Source organism: Amycolatopsis sp. NPDC051373 (assembly GCF_040689465.1).
In the GTDB taxonomy this organism is placed as follows: Bacteria; Actinomycetota; Actinomycetes; order Mycobacteriales; family Pseudonocardiaceae; genus Amycolatopsis.
Map to the genome: position 1 here is coordinate 56,547 of NZ_JBFBAE010000026.1, position 6,305 is coordinate 62,851.

Genomic DNA, 6,305 nt, shown 5'->3' on the forward strand with positions numbered 1-6,305 from the left:
AGTGCGGCCACACAACACTTCGGCCACCAGGACGGTGATTCTCCAGGACGAGGTCCTGAGTGAAATTGGCGAGCGCGGCCAACCGCTCGGCCGGTGAAGCCCCTTCGTCGAGCGCGACTGTGCCGATCTGGCGCACCTTCGACGCTCAAGGTGGCCAGAAGACGGGAATCCCCGGGAATCTCCGCGCACCACCGACCTCGGCGCGCAGACCGGCGGCGAGGAGGTCGTGCCGTACGGGCTCGAACTCGTCCGTGATGTAGCTGTCGCCGGTCTGCATGGGTTCTGGCCTCGGATTTCGTTCAGATGACGAACTGGCAGTCGAGGTAAGCGTATCCGCCTTGCGTCGGCTGTGCTGCTCGCCGTAATGGTCGCCGAAAACGCGCCCTGGCGCGGCGGGCTATGTCATCGCGAAAGGACGTGTGGCAGGAACGCCCGGGCTGATCGTCGTCTCCGTGCGTCGGCGTCCGCGGGTTGTCGGCGCTCTCCTGTCGCTGGGCCGCCGCAAGGCTGGTTCAGCCCATGAGTCGAGTTGTCCACACGGAGACCGAGTTGTGGACAGCTCTGCCTCATTTTGGCTCGGCCACGGGTTTTGTCGGTGGGGGCCGATAGACTGGACGAGGGACGCCCCCTAGGGAGGGCGGGGGTTTGTCTCTGTGCGGGGCGGCGTGGGCGGAGAGCTCGAAATGCCGCCATCTTCGGGGCGGCGGTCAGAGTGGCGTCGGGGATACGTGAAATGTCCGACAGCGCCCGTAAGATGGGCGGATGCTGTTCGAGGCACGGCTGCGGGAAGGCATCCACGCGGGGCGAGTGACCGTGATGGTGCGCAGGTGGGCGCGCAACAAGGCGATCGCCGGGCATCGGTACCGGACGGGTGTCGACCTGATCGAGGTGGAGCACGTCGACGAGGTGACCGTCGCGGATCTGACGGACGAGGACGCGGTGGCGGCGGGGTACGCGGATCTGGCGGAGTTGGTTTCGAACCTGCGTGGCGACGAGTCGGTGCCGTTGTACCGGGTGTCGTTCCACGTCGTGCGGGGCGGGGATCCGCGAGACGCGCTGGCGGCTGACGCGGCGTTGTCGGGTTCGGACGTCGAGGCGATTTCCGCGCGGTTGCGCAGGTTCGATGCCAGTGGTCCGGACGGCCCGTGGACGAGGGCCACGCTGGAGGCGATCACGGCGAACCCGGGGCTGCGGGCGGGGACGCTGGCCGAGCAGCTGGGGTGGGAGGAGCTGCTGGTCTTCAAGCGGTCCGTGCGCAAGCTGAAGGACCTGGGGCTCACGCTCTCGCTCGAGGTGGGATACCGGATTTCGCCGCGGGGCGAGGCTTATCTCAGGTTGTCAGGTCGTACACGGTGACACCGTCCACTGTGGTCGCCTGGTAGTTGTCGGCGACCCAGGTGGCGATCTGCTGGGCGTAGTCGCTGCCGCTGCTGCCTTGCATCGTGAGGCCGTCGCCGAGGAAGTAGTGGATTTGTCCATTGCGGACGTACTGCTGGAACTGGGCGAGGGTCGGGTACGGATCGGTGCCGTTGAAGCCGCCGACGGCGAGGACCGGCAGGTTGCTCGCGAGCTGGTAGCCGGCGGCGTTGTTGGAGCCGACCGTGGCGGCTGTCCAGGTGTGGTCGGGGGCTTGGAGGAGTGCGGTGAGGTTCGGGCCGGGGGTCGCGGTGCCGAGGAGGCCGCCGGCCCTGCCGCGGCCGCCTCCGACTCCGCCTGGGCCGCCGAAGCCTCGACCCGGTGTGCCGCCTCCGAAGCCGCGGCGTGTCGCCGGTCCGGCTGACGGGATGGCGCCGCTGTGGGGAGTAGCGGCCGTGGCGATCGTGTACGCACCGGTGGCGGCCAGGAGCGTCACCAGGCCCAGGACCGCGAGCCCCCGGGCGGCGGTGCGGCCGAGCTGGTTGACGAAGAACACCGCCACGGCCGCGAGCAGCGCGGCGACCAGGATCGCGGGCGCGAGCCACGGTTGCCAGGACGGTTCGCGGATGAGCAGGACGTAGGAGGTCACGGCCGTGAGCGCGAGGCCGCCGCTGAGGACGCCGGCGGCGGCGGGGTCGTCGCGCAGGCGCCACAGCTGGACCGCGGCCGTGCCGACGAGCGCGGCGACGGCCGGGGCCAGGGCGATCGTGTAATACGGGTGGATGATGCCGCCCATGTAGCTGAAGACGATCGCCGTCACCAGCAGCCACCCGCCCCAGATCACGAGCGCCGCGCGGCTTTGGTCGGTGCGCAGTGCGCGGCGCGTGAACCACAGGCCGGCCCCCAGCGCGAGCAGCGCGGCGGGCAGCAGCCACGCGATGCCGCCGGCCATTTCGCTGCCGAACAGGCGGAACAGGCCCGTGGTGCCCCAGCCGCGTCCGCCGCCGACGCTGCCGGTCTCGTCGCCGGTGATGCGGCCGAAGCCGTTGTAGCCGAAGGTGAGGCCGAGAAGGCTGTTGTCCTGGGAGCCGCCGATGTAGGGCCGGTCCGCGGCCGGCCACAGTGCGACGACCGCGAGGTACCAGCCGGCCGACACGATGACGGCTCCCACTGCGCCGGCGAGGTGGAGCAAGCGTTTGCCCAGCGGGGTCGGCGCGGCGATCAGGTAGGCGAGGCCCAGCGCGGGCAGCACGAGGAACGCCTGGAGCATCTTCGCGAGAAACCCGAACCCGACCGCCACTCCCGCGAGCGCGAGCCACTTCGGGCCGGCCTTTTCGATCGCCCGCACCGTGCAATAGGCGGCGGCGATGAGCAGCAGGACCAGGAGCGCGTCGGGATTGTTGAACCGGAAGATCAACGCGGCCGCCGGGGTGAGGCTCAGGATCGTCGCGGCCAGCAGTCCGGCCGCTGCTCCGGAAGTGCGGCGGACGGTCGCGTAGAGCAGGTACGTCGACCCGACCCCCATCAGTGCCTGCGGGACGAGCACGCTCCACGCGTTCACGCCGAACAGCCGCGTCGACAACCCCATCACCCACAGAGCGGCGGGGGTTTTGTCGACGGTGATGCCGTTGGCCGCGTCGCTGGACCCGAAGAACCACGCCTTCCAGCTCTGCGCGCCCGCCTGGGCGGCCGCGGAGTAGAACGCGTTGGCCCACCCGGAGGCGCTCAGGTCCACCAGGTACAGCGCCGCCGTGCCGGCGAGCAGGACGGCCAACGCCGGCCGCACCCAACGGGGCCGGGTGACGTCCGCCCGTTTCGGTGTGGCGGCGGGAATCGCGACTGCGGTCATGACAGCCACCCTGTCGCCCCACCCTGGGCCGGCCTTGTGGACACCCTGTGTGCGCCCTGTGCGACGGGATGTCACAGCGTGAGCGGACATCACGAGTGGTAGGGGAGGAATCAGGCCAACGCGGCGGGCTGGCCGGTGCGCTGGGTCAGGGACGGCGGCGACCGGGAGGCGAGCCGCGAATTCCGTGCGGCGGGGGACGCTGTGGCCTCGGACCCGTGGTGCGTCGCCGCGTTGGCCAGACCGGGCCGGCGGTCCTCGGGCGACGACGTTTCGCTACGCGGCCGGATATTGCCGGGCGACGATGTCCGTCGCCGGGTCAGGCGTCGACCTGCGCGACGGGCTCGCGAACGCGTGTTTCGCGGCAGCGGCGGAGACCTCGGTGCGCCGGGGATGCTGTGGACCTCGATGGTGGCGTGGTGTGCCACGAGTGCGGCGGCCGCGATGGTTGTGGTGGGGTGGACCGCTTGCCGGTGCGGGCGTGTCGGGGCGTCGGTGGATGGGCGCCGTGGTGTCAGGCTTCGATCTGTGCCACGGGTGAATCGGTGCGCTGGGCCGGGACGGTGACCGGCAGGCGTACCGCGAATTCGGTGCGCCCGGGGATGCTGTGGACCTCGATGGTGCCGTGGTGGGCCACCAGTACCGCGGCCGCGATGGCCATGCCCAGGCCCGTCGAGCCGGCGGCGCGGGAGCGGGAGGAGTCGCCGCGGGCGAAGCGTTCGAAGACGGCCGGGAGGAGGTCCGGGGGGATGCCCGGGCCGTTGTCGGTGACGGTGATCACGGCGGTGCCGTCGGCGGAGCGAGCGAGGGACGTCACGACGGTGGTGCCGGGTGGGGTGTGGACGCGGGCGTTGGCCAGGAGGTTGGCGAGGACCTGGTGCAGGCGTTGGACGTCGCCCAGAACGAGCACCGGGGAGTCGGGCAGGCGCAGCTCCCAGCGGTGCGAGGGGCCGGCCACGTGGGCATCGCCGACCGCGTCGGCGACGAGGCGGGCCAGGTCGACTTCGGCGACGTCGAGGGGACGGCCCGCGTCGAGGCGGGCCAGCAGCAGGAGGTCTTCGACCAGCGTCGTCATGCGGTCGGCTTCGGATTCGATGCGGGTCATGGACCGGGCGACGTCCGGGGGCACGTGCATGCGGCCGCGGCCGGCGAGCTCGGCGTAGCCGCGGATGGCGGCCAGGGGCGTACGCAGCTCGTGGCTGGCGTCGGCGACGAAGCGGCGTACGCGCATTTCGCTGGCGTGCCTCGCTTCAAGTGCGGCGGAGATGTGGCCGAGCATGAGGTTGATCGCGGAGCCGACCTGGCCGACTTCCGTGCGGGGGTCGGTGTCGCCGTCGGGGACGCGGACGGAGAGGTCCACGTAGCCGCGGTCCAGGGGCAGCTCGGAGACGCGGGCGGCGGTCGCGGCGACGCGGTCGAGCGGACGGAGCGTGCGCCGGACCGCGAAGGCGCCGATGAAGGCCGCGCCCGTGACGCCGGCGGCCGCGACACCGAAGAGGATCAGGCCGACGGTGAGCAGCGTCTGCTGTACGGGCTCGAGCGGCACGCCGGTGACGACCACGCCGTCGGGGATGGGCGTCGCGGTGAGGCGGTAGTCGCCGAGGTCGCCGACGGTGCGGGTGTAGGCGCGGCCGTCGGCGGGCAGGCTCTGCAGGGCGGCGAGCTGGTCGTCGGTGAGCGTGACGCGCTGGCCGTGCTGGGAGAGCGAGCCGCCGTCGATGAGGCGGCCGCCGGAGAAGTGGGCGTTGACGGTGCCGGCGCCCTGCCCGGGCGCGTCGAGCGGGTTGTGGCCGCCCAGCGGCCCCCCGTGCGTCGCGAAGTCCTGGGCACGGCCGGCGGCGGCGTAGAGCTGCCCGTCGGTCTGATCGATGAGGAACGCGCGCAACGCGAACTCGCTCACCACCCCGATCACCAGGCACACCAGCGACAACAGCGCCACGATCGCCACGGTCAGCTTCGCGCGCAACGACAGCCGCCCGAAGCGGGTCCTCGCGCGCTGTGTCATTTCACGAGCGTGGGGGCGCCGGGTGTGGGCCGCATGTGTGCTGCCTGTGAGCCCGCTGTGATGTCGGGTGTCCGAAAAGTCGGGGTCACAGCGCGGGCTGACCACGGCCACAGTCCCGGCACAGGGTTCGCCTCGACCGTGGTGGTCAATTCCCCCGTCGAAGGAGCGTGTGATGACCTCGAAACAGTCCACTCAGGACGCTGTCCAGCCCGCTTGGTGCGGTGGTCCCGGCAGCTCGAAGCCCGGCCCGAATCCTCGGCGCAAGTGGGTCGCGGGCGGGGTCGCCGCGGTGGTCGCCGTCGGTGGCGGCGCCGCGATCTGGATCGCGAGCAGCTCGACCGACTCCGGCACGGCCACGGCCGTCGGCCCGGGCGCCGGCCAGGGCATTCCGGGCGGCCCTGGTGGCCCCGGCGGCGCCGGCGCCCTCGGCCAGGCCCTGCACGGCGAGTTCACCACCACCGATGACAGCGGCGCCTACGTGACGAAATTCCTCCAAACAGGCAAAGTCACCGCCCTGTCCGCCACCTCCCTCACCTCCCAGAGCGACGACGGCTTCACGAAGATCTACACAATCGACACGGCCACTGCGACGGGTGTCACCAACGGCGAAAAGGTCACCATCGTCGCCACCACTTCTGGAGACACGGCCACCGTCACCTCGGTCACGGAAGCAATGGACGGGCCGCCGTCACAGTAGTTGCACGGCGGCGGTTGGGGCTTGCTCCGCGTACGACCACGCAAACGGGGCGGTGTGTGCGGGCGGTGGGAACGGCTGGGCGAACGCCGGTCGGCAGTGGTGGATGGCCTGCCGTCACGGTAGTTCCTGCGTTGTGGCCAGGGCTCGCGCGGCATGACTCTGCCTCGGAGGGCGGTGTGTGCGGGCCGCAGGAACGGCTGGCGGGCGCGGACCGGTAGCGATCGATGGCCTGCCGTCATGGCAGTTCCTGTGTTGTGGCCAGGCTCGCGTGGCATAACTCCGCCGCAGTGGGCGGTGTGTGCGGGCGGTGGGAACGGCTAGGCGAATGCCGGTCGGCAGTGGTGGATGGCCTGCCGTCACGGTAGTTCCTGCGTTGCGGGCCAGGCTTGCGTGGCATGGCT

Annotated in this window: 5 protein-coding genes; 2 read left to right on the forward strand and 3 right to left on the reverse strand. The window is 71.2% G+C overall.

Features of this window, described 5'->3' with window-relative positions:
• Positions 1-145 precede the first annotated feature (145 nt).
• Complete coding sequence (locus tag AB0383_RS37585; RefSeq protein ID WP_366189812.1) at positions 146-277, reverse strand: hypothetical protein; 132 nt, start codon at positions 275-277, stop codon at positions 146-148.
• A 485-nt stretch (positions 278-762) separates the two neighbouring features.
• Here AB0383_RS37585 and AB0383_RS37590 point away from each other — a divergent pair, with 485 nt between their 5' ends.
• A complete protein-coding gene (locus tag AB0383_RS37590) occupies positions 763-1,356 on the forward strand; it encodes a hypothetical protein (RefSeq protein WP_364173171.1) in 594 nt (197 codons plus the stop codon).
• Here AB0383_RS37590 and AB0383_RS37595 read toward each other — a convergent pair.
• Together AB0383_RS37595 and AB0383_RS37600 are read right to left on the reverse strand one after the other, a co-directional pair.
• A complete protein-coding gene (locus AB0383_RS37595) occupies positions 1,331-3,205 on the reverse strand; it encodes a glycosyltransferase family 39 protein (protein ID WP_366189813.1) in 1,875 nt (624 codons plus the stop codon). The two genes, AB0383_RS37590 and AB0383_RS37595, sit on opposite strands and share 26 nt — an antisense overlap.
• A gap of 511 nt (positions 3,206-3,716) precedes the next feature.
• Positions 3,717-5,207, reverse strand: a complete 1,491-nt coding sequence (locus tag AB0383_RS37600) for a HAMP domain-containing sensor histidine kinase (protein ID WP_366189814.1) — start codon at positions 5,205-5,207, stop codon at positions 3,717-3,719.
• 172 nt (positions 5,208-5,379) lie between these two features.
• Here AB0383_RS37600 and AB0383_RS37605 point away from each other — a divergent pair, with 172 nt between their 5' ends.
• Positions 5,380-5,904 carry a hypothetical protein gene (locus AB0383_RS37605; RefSeq protein ID WP_366189815.1) on the forward strand — a complete coding sequence of 175 codons (525 nt, stop codon included), beginning with the start codon at positions 5,380-5,382 and terminating at the stop codon, positions 5,902-5,904.
• Positions 5,905-6,305 lie beyond the last annotated feature (401 nt).